Origin of the sequence: Leifsonia sp. A12D58 (genome assembly GCF_047530025.1) — a bacterium.
Taxonomy (GTDB): domain Bacteria; phylum Actinomycetota; class Actinomycetes; order Actinomycetales; family Microbacteriaceae; genus Cryobacterium.
In genome coordinates, this window is record NZ_JBLJAT010000001.1 from 704,250 (window position 1) to 722,955 (window position 18,706).

At 62.2% G+C, this 18,706-nt stretch carries 19 protein-coding genes; 14 read left to right on the forward strand and 5 right to left on the reverse strand.

Annotation, left to right across the window (positions count from 1 at the left end):
- Nucleotides 1-9 precede the first annotated feature (9 nt).
- Both ilvC and ACMT3I_RS03420 read left to right on the forward strand, forming a co-directional pair.
- Nucleotides 10-1,038, forward strand: a complete 1,029-nt coding sequence (gene ilvC, locus ACMT3I_RS03415) for a ketol-acid reductoisomerase (RefSeq protein WP_414803028.1) — start codon at nt 10-12, stop codon at nt 1,036-1,038.
- A 68-nt stretch (nt 1,039-1,106) separates the two neighbouring features.
- Nucleotides 1,107-1,787 carry a DUF998 domain-containing protein gene (locus tag ACMT3I_RS03420; RefSeq protein ID WP_414803029.1) on the forward strand — a complete coding sequence of 227 codons (681 nt, stop codon included), beginning with the start codon at nt 1,107-1,109 and terminating at the stop codon, nt 1,785-1,787.
- On the opposite strand, the gene ACMT3I_RS03425 is transcribed toward ACMT3I_RS03420, so the two are convergent.
- From ACMT3I_RS03425 to ACMT3I_RS03435, 3 genes are read right to left on the reverse strand one after another with little or no spacing between them, the layout of a single operon-like run.
- Nucleotides 1,714-1,968, reverse strand: coding sequence for a DUF6510 family protein (locus ACMT3I_RS03425; protein ID WP_414803030.1), 255 nt, complete (start codon nt 1,966-1,968; stop codon nt 1,714-1,716). The two genes, ACMT3I_RS03420 and ACMT3I_RS03425, sit on opposite strands and share 74 nt — an antisense overlap.
- Nucleotides 1,968-2,729, reverse strand: a complete 762-nt coding sequence (locus ACMT3I_RS03430) for a ferredoxin reductase (RefSeq protein WP_414803031.1) — start codon at nt 2,727-2,729, stop codon at nt 1,968-1,970. Before ACMT3I_RS03430 ends, ACMT3I_RS03425 begins: the two co-directional genes overlap by 1 nt.
- Nucleotides 2,723-3,316 carry a sulfite oxidase-like oxidoreductase gene (locus tag ACMT3I_RS03435; RefSeq protein WP_414803032.1) on the reverse strand — a complete coding sequence of 198 codons (594 nt, stop codon included), beginning with the start codon at nt 3,314-3,316 and terminating at the stop codon, nt 2,723-2,725. The genes ACMT3I_RS03430 and ACMT3I_RS03435 overlap by 7 nt, the downstream gene beginning before the upstream one ends.
- 162 nt (nt 3,317-3,478) lie before the next feature.
- Here ACMT3I_RS03435 and ACMT3I_RS03440 point away from each other — a divergent pair, with 162 nt between their 5' ends.
- Nucleotides 3,479-4,741 carry an alpha-L-fucosidase gene (locus tag ACMT3I_RS03440; protein WP_414803033.1) on the forward strand — a complete coding sequence of 421 codons (1,263 nt, stop codon included), beginning with the start codon at nt 3,479-3,481 and terminating at the stop codon, nt 4,739-4,741.
- Nucleotides 4,742-4,756: 15 nt separating this feature from the next.
- On the opposite strand, the gene ACMT3I_RS03445 is transcribed toward ACMT3I_RS03440, so the two are convergent.
- The gene (locus ACMT3I_RS03445) at nt 4,757-5,929 is read right to left on the reverse strand and encodes an ROK family protein (RefSeq protein ID WP_414803034.1); all 1,173 of its coding nucleotides are present in this window, start codon (nt 5,927-5,929) and stop codon (nt 4,757-4,759) included.
- Between the two features lie 316 nt (nt 5,930-6,245).
- Between ACMT3I_RS03445 and ACMT3I_RS03450 the strand changes: the two genes are divergently transcribed.
- From ACMT3I_RS03450 to ACMT3I_RS03490, 9 genes are all read left to right on the forward strand, one after another.
- The gene (locus ACMT3I_RS03450) at nt 6,246-7,496 is read left to right on the forward strand and encodes an ABC transporter substrate-binding protein (protein WP_414803035.1); all 1,251 of its coding nucleotides are present in this window, start codon (nt 6,246-6,248) and stop codon (nt 7,494-7,496) included.
- Nucleotides 7,497-7,620: 124 nt separating this feature from the next.
- A complete protein-coding gene (locus ACMT3I_RS03455; protein ID WP_414803036.1) occupies nt 7,621-8,445 on the forward strand; it encodes a carbohydrate ABC transporter permease in 825 nt (274 codons plus the stop codon).
- Nucleotides 8,435-9,346: a carbohydrate ABC transporter permease gene (locus tag ACMT3I_RS03460; protein WP_414803037.1), complete on the forward strand. Its 912-nt coding sequence runs from the start codon at nt 8,435-8,437 to the stop codon at nt 9,344-9,346. Before ACMT3I_RS03455 ends, ACMT3I_RS03460 begins: the two co-directional genes overlap by 11 nt.
- A 64-nt stretch (nt 9,347-9,410) precedes the next feature.
- Complete coding sequence (locus tag ACMT3I_RS03465; protein WP_414803038.1) at nt 9,411-10,337, forward strand: ROK family protein; 927 nt, start codon at nt 9,411-9,413, stop codon at nt 10,335-10,337.
- A gap of 139 nt (nt 10,338-10,476) precedes the next feature.
- Nucleotides 10,477-11,991, forward strand: a complete 1,515-nt coding sequence (locus tag ACMT3I_RS03470; RefSeq protein ID WP_414803525.1) for a M81 family metallopeptidase — start codon at nt 10,477-10,479, stop codon at nt 11,989-11,991.
- 10 nt (nt 11,992-12,001) lie between these two features.
- The gene (locus ACMT3I_RS03475; protein WP_414803039.1) at nt 12,002-13,360 is read left to right on the forward strand and encodes an alpha-L-fucosidase; all 1,359 of its coding nucleotides are present in this window, start codon (nt 12,002-12,004) and stop codon (nt 13,358-13,360) included.
- A gap of 52 nt (nt 13,361-13,412) precedes the next feature.
- The gene (locus ACMT3I_RS03480) at nt 13,413-14,162 is read left to right on the forward strand and encodes a copper homeostasis protein CutC (RefSeq protein WP_414803040.1); all 750 of its coding nucleotides are present in this window, start codon (nt 13,413-13,415) and stop codon (nt 14,160-14,162) included.
- Nucleotides 14,159-14,671, forward strand: coding sequence for a DNA polymerase III subunit gamma/tau (locus ACMT3I_RS03485; RefSeq protein ID WP_414803041.1), 513 nt, complete (start codon nt 14,159-14,161; stop codon nt 14,669-14,671). Before ACMT3I_RS03480 ends, ACMT3I_RS03485 begins: the two co-directional genes overlap by 4 nt.
- A complete protein-coding gene (locus ACMT3I_RS03490) occupies nt 14,668-15,039 on the forward strand; it encodes a bacitracin resistance protein (RefSeq protein ID WP_414803042.1) in 372 nt (123 codons plus the stop codon). Before ACMT3I_RS03485 ends, ACMT3I_RS03490 begins: the two co-directional genes overlap by 4 nt.
- Before the next feature lie 68 nt (nt 15,040-15,107).
- On the opposite strand, the gene ACMT3I_RS03495 is transcribed toward ACMT3I_RS03490, so the two are convergent.
- The gene (locus ACMT3I_RS03495; protein ID WP_414803043.1) at nt 15,108-15,752 is read right to left on the reverse strand and encodes a hypothetical protein; all 645 of its coding nucleotides are present in this window, start codon (nt 15,750-15,752) and stop codon (nt 15,108-15,110) included.
- 170 nt (nt 15,753-15,922) lie between these two features.
- On the opposite strand from ACMT3I_RS03495, the gene serA reads away from it, so the two are divergent.
- Nucleotides 15,923-17,515: a phosphoglycerate dehydrogenase gene (gene serA, locus ACMT3I_RS03500; RefSeq protein WP_414803044.1), complete on the forward strand. Its 1,593-nt coding sequence runs from the start codon at nt 15,923-15,925 to the stop codon at nt 17,513-17,515.
- Nucleotides 17,516-17,618: 103 nt separating this feature from the next.
- Nucleotides 17,619-18,695, forward strand: coding sequence for a 3-isopropylmalate dehydrogenase (locus ACMT3I_RS03505; RefSeq protein WP_414803045.1), 1,077 nt, complete (start codon nt 17,619-17,621; stop codon nt 18,693-18,695).
- Nucleotides 18,696-18,706: the final 11 nt, after the last annotated feature.

Consider the following 18,706-nt stretch of genomic DNA (forward strand, 5'->3'; position numbering starts at 1 on the left):
GAATCACCCGTGTCTGAGATTTACTACGACAAAGACGCCGACCTGTCGATCATCCAGAGCAAGAAGGTTGCCGTCATCGGCTACGGCTCACAGGGTCACGCCCACGCCCAGAACCTCCGCGACTCCGGTGTCGAGGTCGTTGTCGGCCTGAAGGAAGGCTCGAAGTCACGCGCCAAGGCTGAGGAAGCCGGCTTCACTGTGCTTTCTGCCGCTGAGGCATCCGCCTGGGCAGACGTCATCGTCATCCTCGCTCCCGACCAGGTGCAGCGCCACCTGTACGCAGACGACGTGAAGCCGAACCTGGCTGAGGGCAAGGCTCTCGTCTTCGGACACGGCTTCAACATCCGCTTCGGTTACATCGAAGCTCCTGAGGGCGTCGACGTCGTCATGGTTGCTCCCAAGGGACCTGGCCACACCGTTCGCCGCGAGTACGAAGCCGGCCGTGGCGTTCCCGTCATCGTCGCAGTCGAGAAGGATGCATCGGGCCAGGCCTGGCCGCTGACCCTCAGCTACGCCAAGGCGATCGGTGGCCTTCGTGCCGGCGGCATCAAGACCACCTTCACCGAAGAGACCGAGACCGACCTGTTCGGTGAGCAGGCTGTGCTCTGTGGTGGCGCTTCGCAGCTCATCCAGTACGGCTTCGAGGTTCTGACCGAAGCCGGCTACCAGCCGCAGGTCGCATACTTCGAGGTGCTGCACGAACTCAAGCTCATCGTTGACCTCATGTGGGAGGGCGGCATCGCCAAGCAGCGTTGGAGCGTCTCTGACACCGCTGAGTACGGCGACTACGTCTCGGGCCCGCGCGTCATCGACCCGAGCGTCAAGGAGAACATGAAGGCAGTTCTCGCTGACATCCAGAACGGTGCATTCGCTGACCGCTTCATCAAGGACCAGGATGCCGGAGCTCCCGAGTTCCTCGCTCTCCGCAAGAAGGGCGAAGAGCACCCGATCGAGGCAACCGGCCGCGAGCTGCGCTCACTGTTCGCGTGGAACTCGTCGAACGACGACGACTACGTAGACGGCGAAGTCGCCCGCTAGTCACACCAGCTGTATAAGAAGGGACCAGTCGATTCGGCTGGTCCCTTCCGCTGTGTCAGGCTGTGATTATGATCCCCCTGCCCAACGCCGACTCTCGCAGGCGATGGGCAACGGCCGCCATGATCGGTGTGGTCGTGTACGTCGTGGTTGACGTGGTGCTGCAGGGGCTGCCGCCGCACTACAACCCGATCGTTGATGCCGAGAGCAATCTCGCTGTTGGTCCATACGGCTGGATCATGAACCTCAATTTCATCGGTCGGATGCTGACCACCGTGTGTATCGTTGCCGCCATCGTGCAGGTTCGACCGGCATCCGCGCTGCGCCGCGTGGGCGTCGCCCTGTTGTTGCTCGGGGGCCTTTGCTCTGGCGTACTCGCCTTCTTCCCGACGGATGTGGGGATGCCGGGCGAGATCGGCGTTGTTGCGACCACAGTTGCGGGAATCGTGCACCTTGCAGTGGCCGTGACCGGGTTCGTCGCTGCTCTCCTTAGCTGCCTGGTGCTCACTGTCTGGGTGCAGCGAAGCCCTGAGCTCCGTGCCGGTTACCGCCCGGCACTCATCTTCGCGATCATCGGCGGTGCCGGCTTGCTTGCGCTGGGAATGGCGATTCTGGTTGCGCCACAGTTCATCGGTCTAGCGGAGCGGATCTGTCTTCTCGGCATCCTCGGGTGGGTGTTCAGCGTGGCGGCTGCAGTCCGGTCAGCCCCCGCAAATCAAGCCATAGCTTCTCATCGCCCTGCACGAGCGTGAACAGCACATCAGCGCAGATGCGGCACCGCACGGTGAAACCGGGAGCGTCCGGGTATACGAGCGCCCTGGCGAGGACGCTGACGTCTCCGCACCCGGAGCAGCGGCCCGTCGCTGTCGTCATATCGCGGCCGAACAGCTCGATCAGTGGCCCGGCCAGGACATTGCCGTCAAGATGTTGCATCAGGCACCTCCGAATCGTTCGGTCTTGACCGCCAGCGGATCGTGACCGAGCGCGACAAGAGAGTCGGCGACGCTCTCGACAAACCCTGTCGGTCCGCAGACGAAGACAGCAGGAGCATCCGCTGCCGGTAGCGTCGCAGCCGCGAGGACGGCGCGAGTGGCCCGGCCGACAGGAATCGGCCAGCCGTCTGGTGCCTGACGGGTATAAATGAAAGTCACGTCGAGGAACGGCGAATCTGCACGCGATGCGAGTTCATCCGCGAAAAAGACATCGGCAGGGGAGCGCACCGAGTAGAGCAGTCTGAACTGCACTGGGCTCTCGGTATCGGCGTGCGCGCGGATCATTGCCATCAGCGGGACGATTCCGCTGCCGCCGCAGATGAGCTGCACCGGCGCACTCGTTGCGCCGCCATCCGTCGTTGTCTCGTCACCCGTCGGCTCCCAGACGAACCAGGCGCCGAGCGGGCCACGGATTTCCAACTGGTCGCCAGGTTGTAGCTCCTGCACGAGATAGGGGGAGACCTCGCCGTTCGGTACCTCGTCGACTGCCAATTCGATGCGAGGTGCCGTGCCCCAGGATGCCAACGAGTACGAACGGACAGCGGTGTAGCCGTCGGGGGCCGTCAAACGCACGTCGATGTGCTGCCCTGCGGCACTTCCGGGCCAATCTGGAACGTCGAGCGTTATCCTGCGTGCCGACGGCGTCTGTGACATCGTGCTGTGCACGGACGCCACGAGCCAGGCTCCGATGCGCTCTACCAATAGCGTTGCTCACGCCAGGGGTCACCGTAGAGGTGATAGCCGTTCTGCTCCCAGAATCCGGGGTCGTCGTGCTCCATCGTGGCCAGGCCAGTGACCCACTTCGCGCTCTTCCAGAAATAGAGGTGCGGAATGAGCAGCCGCGCAGGACCACCATGCTCGGCGGCCAGGCTTTCGCCATCGAATTCGAACGCGACCCAGGCCTGGCCATTGCGGAGATCGGCCAGAGGAACGTTGGTGGTGTATCCACCATAGGAATGGGCCATAGCGAACTCGTTGTGGGTCTCGACACCGTCAAGCAGCGTGTCGACTGAGACCCCGCGCCAGCTCGTGCCGAGCTTCGACCAGCGCGTCACGCAGTGGATGTCAGTGGTGACATCCTCGATAGGCAGCTCCATGAGTGCAGACCAGTCCCATCGGCGCACGGTGCCCGTCTCGGTGCTGATCGTGAACTCCCACTCATCCCTGGAAATGCGCGGAGTGGGGCCTGCCGAGAGCACCGGGAAGTCTTCAGTCAGATACTGGCCGGGAGGCAGGCTCGGATCCTGGTTGTGACTGCGTCCTGTGAAAGCGCGCGAGATGATTCCCATGGGGTACTCCTCAGCTCGCCAACACTCTACTGAGTGCTCGGGCGAATGTCTGCCCCGCACGGCCAGATTTCTTAAACATCGGATGTATAGAGGTAAGCTTGACGGCGATGTTGCCGGGATATCCGGTGAAGTCGGCAGTTGACGACGACTGGAAGGCACTGCATGGAGACAAAAGGTTGGTTCATTGAGGGGCGTTTTGGGCTCTTCGTGCATTTTGGTCTGTACAGCGGCGCAGCGCGCCACGAGTGGGTGCAGACCACGGAGAAAATCACTGACGCGCAATATCTTCCGTATCTGGAGAGCTTCGATCCCGACCTGTTCGACGCCACGGCGATTGCCGCAGCGGCGAAGGCTGCTGGAATGACGTACGCGGTACTCACCGCGAAACACCACGAGGGCTTCTGCCTCTGGGATTCAGCGTTGACTGATTTCACTGCCCGGAAGGCAAGCGGGCGCGACCTCGTCGCCGAGTTCGTGTCGGCGCTTCGGGAGGCCGGTCTTAAGGTCGGCCTCTACTACTCGCTGATTGACTGGCATCACCCTGACTTCACCATCGACTGGAACCACCCACGGCGTGATGACGCCGATGCAGTGCTGCAGAACGCGACTCGTGAGATGGAGCGGTACCGCGAATACCTGCATGGCCAGGTGCGTGAGCTCCTGACCGGCTATGGCCGGATCGACTACCTCTTCTTCGATTTCACCTATCCGGAGACCAAGCAGGGCTGGGTCGGAAAATCGTCTGAAGACTGGGCTTCCGCCGAGTTGTTGAGGCTGTGCAGGGAGCTCCAGCCGACGATCATCGTGAACGATCGTCTCGGAATTCCGGGGGACTTCGTTACTCCTGAGCAGTACCAGCCCACCGAGCCGCTGGTCGTCGATGGCAACCCCGTCGTGTGGGAAGCCTGCCAGACCACAAACGGATCCTGGGGATACGACAGGGACAACGACAAACACAAGAGCGCTGACCTGCTCATCCGGATGCTGTGTGATTCTGTCTCCATGGGAGGCAACATGCTGCTCAATATCGGGCCGAACGGGCGTGGCCAGATCGACCGAAGGGACAGCAGTGTGCTGGATGAGATCGGCGAGTGGATGGCACTGCATGGGCGCGCCATCGTAGGCGCCGGTCATGCGCAGTTCGATCCGCCACGTGAAGGTGTGTACACGCGCCGCGGCGACAAGCTGTACCTGCATCTATTCAGTTGGCCGATGGGCTTCGTGCACCTGCCTGGCCTTGCAGGAACCGCGGCGTACGCGCGTTTCCTGCACGATGGATCATGGCTGCAGATGTCAGAGATTGATCCCGATCAGGAGGCTTTGGTCACCAGGCCGGCCGGTCAGGCGGACGGCACTCTCACGCTGACCCTGCCCATTCGGAAGCCCGATGTTGCAGTGCCAGTGATCGAGCTGTCGTTGCGTTGATCTGTGGCTGTGTAGTCAGTCGGTCGCTGTGTCGAGGATCTTCTCGAGCACGAGGCGCCCTCCGCCGAGAAGCCCGGCATCGGGGCCCGTGCTGGCCGCTTCGATGCGCAGATTCTGGGTGACGAGCGGATGACAGCCCTCATAGACCCGGCTCCTCACTGCGGCTATGAACGGTTCGCAGGACGCCATTCCACCGGTGAGGAAGAGGGCGTCTGGGTTGAAGAAGTTTACGACGCTGCTAAGCACTTCGCCCAGGTAGGTTCCGGCAGTGCGGACCAGCGTGGTCGCAACAGGGTCGGCCAGTCGGGTGAGGGCGAGCACGTCTGCAGTCGTGCGCACCTGCACGTTCTGACGGTTCAGCTGCCTCACCAGTGCCGCGCCACTTGCCACCGTCTCCAGGCACCCTGTATTGCCGCACGAGCATGGCTCGGCTTCGGCCGCGGCTATCCGAGTGTGGGTGACATCACCGGCGGCGCCTGAGGCTCCGCGATACAGCTGGCCATTGACGATAATTCCACTGCCGATGGCCGTGCCTGCCTTGACCGTGATGCTGTGGTGCTCAGCACCCAGCTGCGCGTGGTGTTCGCCGAGTGCCATCAGGTTGGCATCGTTGTCGACGATGACGGGCACGCCAAATTCGTCTTCGAGCCAGTCGCCAACGGCGAATCCCGGCCAGCCCGGCATCCTCGAGGGCAGCTCGACGCTGTTGGTTCGTACGTCGACGGGCCCAGGGAGTGAGACGCCGACGCCTGAGATTCCCCTGTCACCCTGCGCGGACGACGCGGCCATGTCTTTCATCGCGTCGGCGACGGCGCGAAGCGTCTTCTCTGGCCCTTGGTCGACACGGACGTCGAGGCTCCGCGTCTCCAGAAGTGATCCGGTGAGATCGAGCCGACCGATGCGGACGTGCTGGCCACCGACATCCGCAACCAGGATCTGCCCTCGACTCTCGCTGAGACGGAGGACCCGGGGGCGGCGGCCGCCACGCGACTCGCCGACGCCGTCTTCGTGGATCACGCCAAGTTCGACGAGCTCTTGAACACGAAGTGACACCGTCGATGGAGCGAGCGACAGCTGTTTCGCGAGTTCGCTGCGCGATGTAGCACTGCCGAGCGCAATGAGCTCAAGGATGCGGCGCGATTGCTGTTGTGTCCCCGCGGAGTGGGCCGATTGTGTAGCACTGACCATCATTACTTCCTTTGACCTCGAACTAAGTAGACACTAGCGCACGAACGCCTCAATTGCCGGAAATGCCCCTGAAACATAGCCATGGCATGGTGATCCGTGAGCGACTTGGTGTAGTTCGGCCCTATCTGCCATGATGACGATATGCACCAAGTTGAGGAACTTGATTCGATCTACGAATTAAGTCCCTCGGTCCTATTGCGCTCAAAGACGAGCGGGTTGCCACAAGACACTTGACGGCAGGCTCAGTTGCTCGTGAGGACGCGACATATCTACCGATCCGGGATCAAAGATCCCGGTGCCTAGGAGGCGAAGTTCGATGAAGAAGATTCACGCTGGAGCAGTTGCGGTCGCAGCGTCCGCTGCATTGTTGTTGGCGGGTTGCAGCGGCGGGGCCGCAGGCGACTCAGCAGATGCCATTGTCATTGACATGTGGGCGGGAAGCCAGGACGACACCGATGCGCTGAACGCACAGCTCAAGATCGCTCAGGAAGCCAACCCTGACATCAAGATCGAGCTCCGCACCGCGCCGTGGGGTGACTTTTTCACCAAGATGACCACCAACATGGCATCAGGCAACATGGCATGTGTCACGGGCATGAACAGCGGACAGCTGGCAGCGTACAAAGACGGTTTCGCGGTTCTCACCGCTGATGACCTCGCGACTGCGGGACTTGTCGAGAGCGAGTTCGCCGAGGGCTCGTGGGACATCCTGAGTGACACCGGTTCGCTCTATGGCGTTCCATTTGATGTGTCCACCATGCTCACGTACTACAACGCAGACATGCTCGATGCAGCCGGTGTTGCCGCGCCTCAGCCTGGATGGACCTTCGAGGACTTCGAGGCGACAGCCAAGGCAGCAACCGTCGGCGGCAAGTACGGATTCGCCGTGGGCATGGGCGACTTCCAGTGGCAGGCACTTCCCATCGCCAAGTCAGGAACGCAGCCGGTCACCGAGGACGGCACGCTTGATCTGACCAACAAGAAGTTTGAAGACGCCGCAACCTGGTACAGCGACCTGGTCACCGTGCAGAAGGTGGCAGCGCCCGTCGGATCTGCTTCTGACACCGGCTGGGGCGAGAACCAGTACTCGGGCGGAAACGCAGCAATGGCTGTCGATGGCACCTGGAACGCAGTGGGCTACCTCGACAACGAGGCCGGTTTCACCGCCGGACTGACCACTCTGCCGACCGGTGATAACGGTTCACTCGGTCTCATCCTGGGATCGGGCTTCGGAATCTCGAAGGACTGTGACAACAAGGAGGACGCTCTCAAGGTTCTCGGATCCCTGCTCGGCACCGACGCTCAGGACTACATTGCCTCGTCAGGTCGTAGCTACCCGGCACGAGCAGCCTCACAGCCCCTGTACTTCGACTCCATCGACGAGAAGTTCCGCGACCAGGTGAAGGCGGCCTTCGAAGCAGCATTCGAGCAGGTTGAAGGACAGCGCGTCAGCGAGAACTGGTCAAAGGTCAGCCTGATGGTCCAGCCGCAGCTTGTCAGCGTATACAACGGGCAGGAAACCATGTCCAACGTGCTTGAGGCTGCTCAGCAGCAGTTCGGAAAGTAAGACCTTGGCCCTGGAAGCGAGGATCCCCCTCGACCTATCACGTACAAGTTCCACGAAACGTCGTCCGGGGGCGCTGACCAGGGCTGAGTCCCGCCAAGCGCTGGGCTTTGCAAGCCCAGCGCTTGTGGGAATCGCCATCTTCACCGTCGTTCCTGTCGTGCTGTCCATCGTGATGAGCTTTTTCGACTGGCCTACCTTTGGCGAGAAGACCTTCATCGGTTTCGACAACTACGCGAAGCTATTCACTGAAAGCCCGGACTTCTGGCCGTCGCTGCGCAATACGGCAGTCTTTGCCCTGCTCTACGTTCCGATCAGCGTCATTCTGTCTCTGATGCTTGCCCTCGCGCTGCATTCCCGTATTCGCGGCAGGGCAGCACTCCGCGTGCTGTTCTTCATCCCCGTCGTCACTCCAATGGTGGCAAACGTGCTGGTATGGAAGATGATGCTGCAGCCGCAGGGTCTCTTCAACGGACTGTCCCAGACCTGGTTCGGCATCGAACTTCCCAACTTCCTCGCCGACCCCCAATGGGCAATGATCATGGTCGTCATGATGTCTGTCTGGCAAGGCCTGGGCTACAACATGCTGATCTTCTCAGCAGCTCTCGAACAACTGCCGGAATCGGTGATGGAAGCCGCGAGTATCGATGGTGCCAAGGGGTTCAGGAAGCTCTGGAGCATCGTGCTTCCCATGGTCTCGCCCTCGCTGTTCTTCGCAAGTGTCATGACAATGATCACGTCACTTCAGGTGTTCGCCCAGCCACAGCTGCTGACTGGTGGCGGCCCCGGCAATGCGACCCAGCCCCTGGTGCAGTTCATTTACAACCAGGGCTTCAAATTCCAGGAGCTCGGGTTGGCCGCAGCGGCCGCCTGGATCCTCTTCGCAATCATTATCGGTTTGACCGCGGCCCAGTTCGGTGCGCAGAAACGTTGGGTGCACTATGAGCACTAGTACCGTCTCCATTCCTCGTACTCGTCGTCGCGAACGCGACGTCGAGCGTCACTCAGGCAACCCGCCCATGACGGTCCCGCAGCGCATCCGTCTTCTTTTTGCGCACGTAGGTATCTACGTCGCAGGGCTGATCTTCATCTCGCCGATCATCTACGCGTTCTTCTCCGCGCTGAAGCCCAACTCCGAGATGTTCTCCATGCCCCCGACACTCGTCGGATCAGAGGTCAAGTGGAGCAACTTCGCCGACGTCTTCGCGTACGGGCCGTTCCTGACCTACATCGGCAACTCGTTCTTCGTCTCGATCGCCGGCACGCTCGTGGTGCTCATCGTGTCAACGATGGCTGGCTATGCCTTCGGCCGGTTGCGCTGGAAGGGCCGCGACGCAATTTTCGTGATCTTCCTCGCCACCCTGATGGTTCCGCAGGAAGTCACAGTTGTACCGATGTTCATCGTTATGCAGTGGTTCGGCTGGGTAGACAGCTATCAGGCGCTCATCCTTCCGTTCGCCTTCACAGCGTTTGGGACGTTCCTGATGCGACAGTTCTTCCGGGGGATTCCGTACGAGCTGGAAGAAGCCGCCCGGATCGACGGTGCCGGCCCGATCCGCTCGTTCGTGCAGATCATCCTGCCGCTGGCGAAGTCGGGTGTTGCAGTGCTCACCGTCTTCACATTCCTTTCCTTCTGGAACAGCTACCTCTGGCCGCTCATTGTGACTGTTGACTACGCGGCACATGGCACTCTGCCCGTGGGTCTCGCCTCGTTCTCCGGACTCCAGGGCACCCGTTGGGACCTGCAGATGGCCGCCGCGATCATCTCAATGATTCCGACGACAGTGCTGGTGATTGTGTTGCAGAAGCACCTCGTCAAGGGCATCGCCATGTCGGGTCTGGGTGGGCGTTAGAGTGCCAGTCGTTTCACCCCCGTTCCATCAGCTCCACGCACCAGCCGAATTGGAAAACACGCTCATGCACTCGCAGTTTGTCGTCGCCGGAATCGATATCGGCGGGACGAAAACATCCGCTGTCCTCTGTGATCGTGCGGGTGTCGTACTCGGCTCCGCCGTTGTACCGACTCCCGCACGCGAAGGCGGGATGGCGATGAGCAATGCCGCTGCCGACCTGGTGCGACAGCTGACGGTTGAGACGGGCCTTGCCCCTGTCACTGTCGGCGTCGGCGCTGCAGGTGTCATCGACCAGGAAACGGGTACCGTCACCGCAGCATCCGAATCGTTCACCGACTGGGCCGGGTTTCCTCTGGCTGACGAACTCGAGGCAGCTCTCGGCCTTCGGGTCAGGGTCGAAAACGACGTCAATGCGTTTCTGCATGGCGAAATGTCGTACGGGGCGCTTGCCGGATCGAGGGATGCCCTCGGCATCACCCTCGGTACCGGCGTCGGCGGCGCCATCGCCATCGGCGGCGCGATCTTCACCGGCCCCCGCGGTGCTGCAGGTGAAATCGGCCACACCCCCGGGTACAGCGATATCGTCTGCACCTGTGGGCAGGTCGGTCACCTGGAGACACTCGCTTCAGGGCGTTCGATCAGTGCCAGGTACGGTGAGCGAACCTGCACCTCAGAGCTCGTCAGCTCTGAGCAGGTGGCAGACAGGGCCCGCAACGGCGATGAGGCGGCATTGGCTGTCTTCTCCGATGCCGGTCGTGCTCTCGCGCTGGCCATCGCCAGCGCCGTCAACCTCATCGACCTGCAGGATGTCGTTATCGGTGGGGGAGTGCGGGGAGCATGGGACCTGCTTGAACCCGTGCTGATGGCGACCCTCGACGACAACCAGCCGGTCTCCGGCTACTCACTGACCGTGCGTCCGAGCTCGTTGGGCTCACGTGCAGTTGCCCTTGGTGCTGCAGCGCAGGCCTGGCAGCTCGCCGACACGGCCTGACCGCACCGCAACCCCAGATTTCACCTGTGAAGGGACAGACAGCGTGACAACCACTGAATACGGGGAGAACCCCAGACCGGCACCACTCGACGCATCCGAAATCTGGTGCGGACCGCTCGAGCCCATCGAAGCTGGCGGCCTGGCTCGGCCGCGCATCGGAATCGGCGGAATCTCGATCGAGTCGAGCACGTTCTCACCACACATCAGCGGCGACGAGGCATTCACCGTCCGCCAAGGCGACGTGCTCATGGCCTACTACCCGTTTCTCACCCCCGGCAGCGAACTTCGCGAGGCCGCAGAATGGCTCCCGCTCACCCAGGGGCGTTCGCTCCCCGGCGGTGCTGTCGCCCGCGAAACGTATGACCGGATGAAGCAGCAGATTCTGGACGGCATCGCCGAAAACGCGCCATTCGATGGGTTCTTCTTTGACATTCACGGCGCGATGAGCGTTGTTGGAATGGTCGACGCAGAGGCCGATCTTGCCCAGGCCGTGCGCGGGGCGCTCGGCCCCGACGTGCTGATATCGACAGCGATGGACCTGCACGGCAATGTGTCCCGTGAACTGCTCGACGAGGTCGACCTCATCACCGCATACCGGATGGCGCCGCACGAAGACGCCTGGAACACCAAGGAACGCGCAGTCTTCAACCTGCTCGGCCAGCTGCGTTCATCGGTCGGCGACGACCCTGATGCTCGACGTCCGTACAAGGCCTGGCTGCAGGTTCCCGTGCTGCTGCCCGGCGAGAAGACGAGTACCCGCATCGAGCCTGCCGCCAGCATCTATGCCGAGGTTCCCCGTGTTGAAGCCCAGGACGGCGTCATTGATGCTGCCATCTGGGTCGGCTACGCCTGGGCAGACGAACCGCGCTGCCAGGCGGCGGTCGTGGTGACCGGCTATGACCGCGAAGTCATCGCGGCCGAAGCACGTCGTCTCGGACGGCTGTATTGGGATGCCCGTGCCGACTTCGGGTTCGTTGCTGACGCTCTACCCCTCGGCGCGTCCATCGATGCTGCGCTCGCTGCGGTGGATGAACGGCCTTACCTGATTTCAGATTCGGGCGACAACCCCACGGCCGGTGGAGCCGGCGATGTCTCCTGGACTCTCGGCGAACTACTCGCGCGCCCGGAGCTCACCGATGGTTCGGTGAGCGTCATCCACGCAACGATTTTCGACGCAGAAGCGGTTGCACGTGCCGTGGCAGCTGGAGTCGGCGGACACGTCGACCTGCAGGTCGGTGGGCGTATCGACCCAGGGCCGTCTGGCCCTGTTGCGCTTTCAGGAACCGTGTTCTCGATCACGCACGGCGACTCGGATGCCGGCGACCAGGTTGTCATCAAGGCCGGCGGGGTGCACGCAATCATCACCGAGCGTCGGAAGCCTTTCCACCACCTGTCTGACTTCACCATGCTGGGACTCAACCCACAGGCGACCGACATCGTCGTGGTGAAGATCGGCTATCTGGAGCCGGAACTCTACGAACTGGCCGTCGGCTGGAAGCTGGGACTCACTCCCGGGGGCGTCGACCAGGACTTGCTGCGCCTCGGCCACCACAGGCTCGCGCCGGGTGTCTTCCCGTTTGATACAGACGGCCGAGAGCCGTCACTCACCGCCATCGTCACCCGTCGCGGCGAGTCCGCCGTCGAAAGCCACTGAGGAGAATTCCGTGCTCAACTTTGAGACTCGCACCGGGCCGAAATTCGGCGCAGATGCACCCATATACCCGACCCAGGGTGTCCCGGACTGGTATCGCGATGCCAAGCTCGGATTCTTCGTGCACTGGGGCCTGTACTCGGTGCCCGCGTGGGGCACGACACACGGCGAAGACGGCATACCCGTCGAAGACGCATATGGGCACCACCAGTACGCCGAATGGTACGGAAACACCGTGCGCATCGACGGTAGCCCGACCAAGGAACGCCACGAGCGTCTCTACGGTGTCGGCACCAGCTACGAAGACCTCGCCGATCTCTGGGATGCACGGGACTTCAACGCAACATCGCTCGTGGGTAACCTTGTAGATGCCGGTGCGAAGTACGTCATCCCGACGACCAAACACCACGAGGGATTCTGCCTTTGGGACACCAGGACGACAGGCTTCAACTCTGTTCGCCGCGGCCCGCGTCGGGACCTGATCGGTGAGATCAGTGAAGCCACTCGTGCAGCCGGGGCCAAATTCGGTGTGTACTTCTCTGGGGCGATCGACTGGCACGTCAGTAACTTCCCCGCCATCGAGTCGGACACCGACCTCTTCCGGTTTCGCCGGAACGATGCGAACTTCGCCGAATACAGTGCTGCTCAGCTGGAAGAGCTCATCGAGCGCTTCTCTCCTGACGTGCTCTGGAACGACATCGACTGGCCGGACGGCGGAAAGGCGCACGACGAGTATGGCGTCGCTGGCCTGCTTGCCCGTTACTTCGAGAAGATCCCTGACGGCGTAGTCAACGACCGCTGGGGAGTGCCGTACCACGGCTTCCTCACGCGTGAATATCGTCACGTCGACGGCATCATGGACACCCCGTGGGAGTCGACGCGCGGCCTCGGCTTCTCGTTCGGCTACAACCAGGACGAAGGGCCTGAGCACACGCTGTCTGGCGACGCCCTGACTCGCCACCTCGTTGATGTGGTGAGCAAGAACGGCAACCTCCTGATCAACGTCGGTCCTCGCGCTGACGGATCAATCCCCGAACTCCAGTTGCAGAGCATGCAGGCGCTTGGCCAGTGGATGCGCACCAACGGTGACGCGATATACGGCACCCGCCCGTGGCTGCGCGCCGGAGACAGCACAATCGGTGCTCCCGTTTCATACACGCGTTCAGGCAACACGGTGTTCGCTCTCGTTACCGATCCCAGCGCCGGAATCCTGACGCTTGCCGACGAGTTCGAGGCAATATCGCGTGTGCAGTGGTTGGGAGCCGAGGCTCAGGACGTGTCTGCAGCGACAGCTTCCGCCCGCGCATCCGTCGCCATTCCCGGACACCTGCGCGGAGCAGCGGTTGCGGTGGCCGCAATCGAGGTAGCGTAACGACCGCACCCTCGCGCACCCCGACCTTTGTGCACACACTCCAAGGAGAGCAATGCAGTCTCGTACACCCGCCGTTGAAATCGCAGTCCAGGATGTCGATGGGCTCTGCATTGCCCTCAGAGGTGGCGCTGATCGCGTCGAACTCTGCAGTGCATTGGGCGTCGGCGGACTGACCCCGTCGATCGGTACCATCGAGTCCGCCGTTGAAGCGGCTGACTCGATGGGGCAGTCAGGATTCGTGCATGTTCTCGTGCGGCCCCGGGCCGGCGGCTTCGTCTACTCGCCGAGCGAGATCGACACCACGGTGCGCGACATCCGGGCGGCACAGCGTGCCGGCGCTGGCGGAATCGTGATCGGTGCGCTGACACCTGACAATCTCGTCGACGTCGTCGCCACTCGCGAGTTCATCGCGGCAGCCGAAGGAATCAACGTCACCTATCACCGTGCAATCGATGCGGGGGGAGACCCGCTCGCCGCGCTCGACACGCTGATCGACCTCAAAGTCGATCGTGTGCTGAGCTCAGGCGGAGCAGCTCAGAGCCTCGACGGTGTCGAGGTGCTCGCTGCAATGGTCGAGCGCGCAGCCGGCCGCATCCAGATCATGGCCGGAGGTGGCGTCACGATCGGTGGCATCCGTGCACTGATCGAGGCGGGAGTTGACGCTGTACACCTGTCGGCGAGGCGCGTCGTCGACACCGCGGGGCCGAGCGGCCCTGGTGGGGGAGCAGCAGCATACGACGTGACCGATTCCGCGCTGGTGGCCGCCGCGGTGGAAGCGGCGCGCAGTACTGTTGAGGCATGAGTTCTGAGCGAGACGACGATGCCCTGAACTGGGCCGGTGACGACGATGCAACCCTCGTCGTCGGACAACCCGGGCGAGTGTCGAGCGGCAGCGATTCAGGGGCCGAGACGACAGAGCTTCCCGACGGTTGGACGACGGTTGGCAAGCCGGGAGCGGTAGGGACGGATGCGGCGGATGAAGCGACCACACCAGTAACCCACGACGGTGCCCCCGCCACTCAATCATCGATTGCTCTGGTCGGCATGGGAATCTTCGCCGGTATCTACCTGCTCTACATCGTGGGCTGGTACATCGGCACGAACCGCATCGGCAACCCCATCAGCGACCCCGTCGGTGAGTTCATGTTCTCGCTCGGCGCCTGGCTGGCCATCGCCTCACCGCTTGTCTGGTTCGCATCCGTTTATTGGCTGACGACCACGAGGCCGAGGCTTCGCCTGCTGTGGCTGTTCCTGGGTTTGATCCTGCTCGCACCGTTCCCCTTCATCTTCGGCGTAGGAGTCACCTCATGAGCGACGCGGTAGTGCCTGCAGACACCACGGACACAGCCAAGGTCGTCCCGGCGCCGCTCTGGCTCTCTGCGACCCTGGCCGTCGTGTTCGGCCTCTTCTACGCGTATGACGCGTGGGAGGGCGTCGGCAATCTGGTTGGCGTGAACATGACTGCACAACAACTCGACACCCAAGTATCAGCGTTCGGGTGGACGGTGCTGATCGTGGGCGTCCTGATGCCGGTGCTCGTGTTCGCGCTGGCATTCTGGATGGGCCGCAAGCGCACTGCTCTCGTGCAGGCCCTCATGTTGTTCGTCGGGCTCTGCCTGGTCGCTGCGCTCTCACTCGACATCCTTGTCGTATTCAGTTTCGGCCGCCTGATCGTCTAGTCCGTCTAGTCCGTCTAGTCCGTCTAGTCCGTCTAGTCCGTCCAGGCCGTCTAGTCCGTCCAGGCCGTCTAGGCTCCGAGCGATTGCAGGCTCGGATGCTGTGCCACGGCCTCGAGTCCGCGCGTGCCGAAAACGGTCATCACTGCCGCTATCGGAGCATTCGTCCCGCGAATGCGTAGTGGGGGAGACATGACACCGAACTCGCAGACAAGAGCCCACTCACGAACCTCTGGATAGACAGCGGTCATCGCCGAGTAGTGGAAGCTCATCCACTGACCGTTCGCGAGGCAGATCAGCCGGTGGTTCGTGACAAGTAGGCGGACCTGCTGCCACTCGCGCCATTGCGAGCGGGCTGCCGCCTCCGCATTGCGGCGGCGGGCTGCGTTGGCCATGCTGTTGACGGCCAAACCAGCAACGACGAACGCAGGAGGGCCGATGAAGAACCCGCCACCGCTGTTGTAAGCCACATCCTGGCCGTAGTACCTCTCATACTCGACAGGTACGTCGAAGAAGAAGACCTCGCCGGGCTCAGGCACCACGTCCCACATCTGAACTGTGGGAGGAACTTCGCGCCGCAGAAGAGAAGCGCGCAGTGCGCCGGCAGCGTTCCATCCCAGCTCGCTCTGGCGGTTCTGCAGAAGCTGAGCAGTTTCACGAGCGGTGATCTGATCCTGGTAGAGCCGCCCGTTTCTCCAACGCAGGTGTCGTTTCATTCCGGGAGATCCTCACGTTGGAAAGTTCTGATCTGCAGCAGACTGCGCCGCAGTTGGTCAGGCTGTCACAGTTCTTCTGCTCATCTGAGCAGCCGGTAGAGTTGCATTATCTGGCGCCCCATTGGTGTGGCGCAAGCTCCTGTCTGTTCGCAATCGAAGGAACCACTTTAGTGTCGAAGCCAGTTGTATTGATCGCCGAAGAACTTTCACCCGCCACCGTCGATGCGCTCGGTCCTGATTTCGAAGTCAGGAACGTAGACGGCACCGATCGTGCGGCTCTCTTGTCCGAGCTGGCCACAGCGGACGCCATCCTGGTGCGATCTGCAACCAAGGTCGATGCTGAAGCAATCGCCGCGGCGCCCAAGCTTAAGGTCATCGCCCGTGCAGGAGTCGGACTCGACAACGTTGACATCAAGGCAGCAACCGCGGCCGGTGTCATGGTGGTCAACGCACCGACATCCAACATCATCTCGGCCGCAGAGCTGACCGTCGGCCACATCCTGAGCCTGGCCCGTCACATCCCGGCCGCTCACGGTGCCCTCGCTGAGGGGCAGTGGAAGCGCTCCAAGTACACCGGCGTCGAGCTTTACGAAAAGACGATCGGCATCATCGGCCTCGGCCGCATCGGTGCGCTCATCACGGCCCGTATGCAGGCATTCGGCACCAACGTGATCGCGTACGACCCCTACATCACGTCGGCACGCGCCCAGCAGCTCGGCGTCACGCCGGTCAGCCTCGAAGAACTGCTCGAGCGTTCAGACTTCATTACCATCCACATGCCGAAGACGCCGGAGACCACCGGCATGATCGGTGCTGAGCAGTTCAAGCTGATGAAGCCGAGCGCGTTCATTGTCAACGTGGCTCGCGGCGGCCTGATCGATGAGGATGCGCTGTACGACGCACTCACCACGGGCACCATCGCTGGTGCCGGACTCGACGTGTTTGTGAACGAACCGCCTGTCGGCTCACCGCTGCTCGGTCTGCCGAACATCATCACGACGCCGCACCTCGGCGCATCAACCGACGAGGCGCAGGAGAAGGCCGGCGTTTCCGTCGCCAAGTCAGTTCGTCTCGCGCTGTCAGGCGAGCTCGTTCCGGATGCCGTCAACGTCGCAGGCGGCGTCATCGACCCGTACGTCCGCCCCGGCATCCCGCTGCTCGAAAAGCTCGGCCAGGTCTTCTCCGGCCTCGCCGGTCACAGCCCACTGACCAGCGTCGACATCGAGGTTCGCGGCGAACTCGTCGAATACGACGTGAGCGTGCTGAAGCTTGCCGCCCTCAAGGGAATCTTTACCAACGTCGTCAGCGAGACCGTCTCGTATGTCAACGCACCTCTGCTCGCCGAGCAGCGTGGCATCAATGTCCGCCTGATCACCGACGCAGAGTCGCCCGAGTACCGCAACGTTCTGACGCTTCGCGGCGCGCTGGCTGACGGTTCGCAGGTGTCGGTATCCGGCACGCTCATCGGCACCAAGCAGACCGAGAAGATCGTTGAAATCAACGGCTACGAGGTCGAGGTCCCGTTCGCCAAGCACCTCATCGTGATGCTGTACACAGACCGTCCCGGCATCGTTGCCGTCTACGGCCGCGAATTCGGCGATGCCGAGATCAACATCGCCGGCATGCAGATTGCCCGCCACGAGGCTGGTGGAACTGCACTCAGCGTGCTGACCGTCGACTCACCGGTTCCGGCCGGCCTGCTGGCATCAGTTCGCGACGCGATCGACGCAACCGTCATGGTTGAAATCGACCTGACCGACTAACGTCAGGCCGTATTCTCGGCCGCACCACATGGGGCTTCGCGTGGAGTGCTGATCTGTCACAGTACAGTTGTTGTACAGATCATTCACAGACACACGGAGCCCCATGTCGCGTCAAATCAAGCTCGCTGTCATTCCCGGAGACGGGATCGGTCCAGAGGTAATCGCTGAAGCCATTAAGGTTTTGGACGCTGCCACAAGCGGGGAAGACGTCACATTCGACAAGACGCACTTTTCGCTCGGGGCTACACGATTCCTGGAGACGGGCGACGTGCTGACCGATGCCGACCTCACCGCGATCGCAGAGCACGATGCGATCCTGCTCGGTGCCGTCGGCGGGCAGCCTGGTGACCCGCGCCTGCTCAACGCAAACATTGAACGTGGCCTCCTGCTCAAGCTGCGCTTCTCGCTCGATCACTATGTGAACCTTCGCCCCAGCGTTCTCTTCCCCGGCGTGGCCAGCCCGCTCGCGGCTCCCGGAAACGTCGACTTCATCGTCGTGCGCGAAGGCACAGAAGGCCCGTACGTCGGCAACGGCGGAGCTATCCGCCAGGGCACCCCGCACGAGGTGGCCAACGAGGTCTCGGTGAACACCGGCTTCGGAGTCGAGCGCGTTGTGCGCCACGCCTTCGAGGTTGCGAACGCTCGCCCGCGCAAGACGCTCACCCTCGTGCACAAGACCAATGTGCTGGTCTTCGCCGGTAGCCTGTGGCAGCGCACAGTCAACGCGATCGCGTTCGAGTTTCCCGACGTAACCGTCGATTACCTGCACGTTGACGCTGCAACGATTTTTCTTGTCACAAATCCGAGTAGATTTGACGTCATCGTCACGGACAACCTCTTCGGCGACATTCTCACCGATCTGGCAGCCGCAATCAGCGGAGGCATCGGTCTCGCGGCCTCCGGAAATATCAACCCCAGCGGTCGCTTCCCCAGCATGTTTGAGCCGGTCCATGGTTCGGCGCCAGACATCGCGGGCAAGCAGCTGGCCGATCCGACGGCAGCAATTCTGTCGGTCGCGCTTCTGCTTGATCACCTGGGACTTGCGGATGCCGCAGCACGAGTGAGTGCAGCTGTGACCGCTGACATTGCAGACCGTGCCGGGAACGGCATTCAGGCGGGGCCGCGCGGTACCGCCGATATCGGCGATTCGATCGTGCGTCGTCTCACCGAACCCGCATAGAACTCTCCTGT